The organism is Chryseobacterium gambrini (genome assembly GCF_900156825.1).
Lineage (GTDB): Bacteria > Bacteroidota > Bacteroidia > Flavobacteriales > Weeksellaceae > Chryseobacterium > Chryseobacterium gambrini.
Map to the genome: position 1 here is coordinate 1 of NZ_FTOV01000038.1, position 2,148 is coordinate 2,148.

A 2,148-nucleotide genomic window follows, 5' to 3' on the forward strand; every position below is an offset into this window, starting at 1 on the left:
ACCGGAGTGTACGTCGTTACATTGGCTGCGGTAAGATCAAAAAAACCTTTTCCGTTGTACTGACAGGCTTTGATGGTGGTGTCCGTTAAAATAAAAGGTACCACTGTAAGATTTAAAGTTACCTTTTCACAGTCAATAAATTCGGGAGCATTTCCGCAGAACTGGTAAACAATAGTATCAGGACCTAAATATCCCGGATTCGGAATATAGGTAATCTGTCCTGCGCCGTTTACCGTTGCTGTACCGTTTGTCGGATAGGTAAGAATGGTTACCGTACTTGCAACAGGCGTCTGTGTTGTGGTGAACGAGAAAGCGGGAGTAATGACTTTCGTTGCACAGGCATTAAGAGCTGCTGTTGTATTTCTTACACATGAAAAAACTTTATAGATGGGAGTGGTAACGGGTGGACAGGTTCCCATGGTTACTTTCACGGTATAATTTCCAGCTACGGTAGGCGTATAAACGTTTTGTGTAGCTCCGGTGATCGGGTTTCCGTTCAGATACCACTGATACGTTTCATAGCTGTCGTCAACCTCAAGAATAATCCCCGGAATACAGTCTCCTGTCTGTTTTGCAATTACCGGGATGGAAGAAAATCCTGCAAAATACCCACCGTACCCTGCTGAACTGTATCCACCGTTAACTCCTGCAGTTACTGCTTTTGTTGAGGTTACGGTAACGTTTCCAGTCGGGTTATCAATGGCATAGGTTACCCAGTTGGTATTTCCGGTTAACGGATAAGGTCCCTGAGCAGCGGTTGGAGTGGTAGCCGCTCCGCCGTCGATGCTGTACGTAACAGCAGCTCCTGTTTCAGTTAAGATATTTAACTTTAAAGTAATTCCGGAAATTCCCGGCATTTCGTTGATCTTTCCGATCTCGTCAATTTTTCTCGGAAGGAAGCAGTTCAATGGTGGAATATAATTGTAGCCTCCTGTATTGTTTGAAGTACCTACTCCCACTAATTGATAAAGGTATACATTTTTAGAAGTGGATACCAACATATTAAAATGTCCGCTTGTACCTTGCTGTACATAATTGGTTTCGTTAATTCTGTACCATTCTCCGGCATTGATTGTTGCTAATGGAGTCGTTCCGCCATTAACAAATATCTGAGTATTGTCTTCTGTGGCAATAACAATTCCTCCCTCCATATTTTCGGCAGGAGCGGTAGATCTTGTTTTTACCATGGCAAAAGTGTTCCCCAGTCTTTCCACCGGAACCGACTGGTCCATAATTAAATCTGAACCGCCCGAACTTCCTGCTCCAAAGTTTCCGTTGGCGCTTCCATTGGTTAAACTGATGGGCTTATCGGAAACTATTTTGGCTCCGATAAATCCTGTAAGGTTTGCCGGAGTACTATTGTTCCCGGCTAAAATATAAGACTGTCCTTTATTTAAAGTAAAGGTTTGAGTATTTCCTGTAAAAGTGGCGGGAGCACCGATAAACTGAAGTCCTGATGTTGTCCAGGTTACGGTAACTGATGTATTGTCTTCCGTAGCCAAAATCCCTGCTGTGAAATTATTACCCGATCCTGTTCCGGCAGTTGTATTGGGCGGATTGGCTGCATAAAATAATTTCCCGATTCCTGCTTTACCTTTTGATGTGATAATTTCTCCATGAACACTTTGTGCAGATCTCAATGTACAGTAAAACGGTTTGTCTCCTTTAAGATATAAACCTTTTGTACCTACCGTAAAAGCATCGGCTGAAGCTGTAGCTGTTATATTAGCGAGAGGAACGGTATACGATTGAGGATTTCCTTTGCTGATGGTAACGGTTGTTAGCAAAGTATTATTGTTATAAATTTTTACATCAAAAGGAGTGGTAGAGTCTGTTGAAAGATATAACGCATTGGTATATCCTGTTGCGGATGCATAATAAGGTGCGATCCAGTGCTCTGTATCCCTCTGTGCAAAAAGAGTACTTATGCCGAAAAGCATCAGTACAAAAGACAGTAGAATTTTATTCATAATTATAGAATTAGGATTCTTGCAAAAATAACAGAATATTTAATATGTTCTTAATAATATTTCCAAAAAAATGGTTATAAATACGTAAAAAAGCCACGATAAAAAATCGTGGCTTTAGGATTCAGCTTTTTTGTTTGCTTAATCAATATTTTTAACAAGGATCCATCCTGAATATTTA

1 protein-coding gene is annotated in these 2,148 nt (G+C 40.8%); it reads right to left on the bottom strand.

Annotated features, from left to right (window positions below; genetic code table 11):
- The coding region (locus BW951_RS22205; protein ID WP_228427592.1) for an Ig-like domain-containing protein at nt 1-1,970 on the bottom strand (1,970 nt) is incomplete at its 3' end.
- Nucleotides 1,971-2,148: the final 178 nt, after the last annotated feature.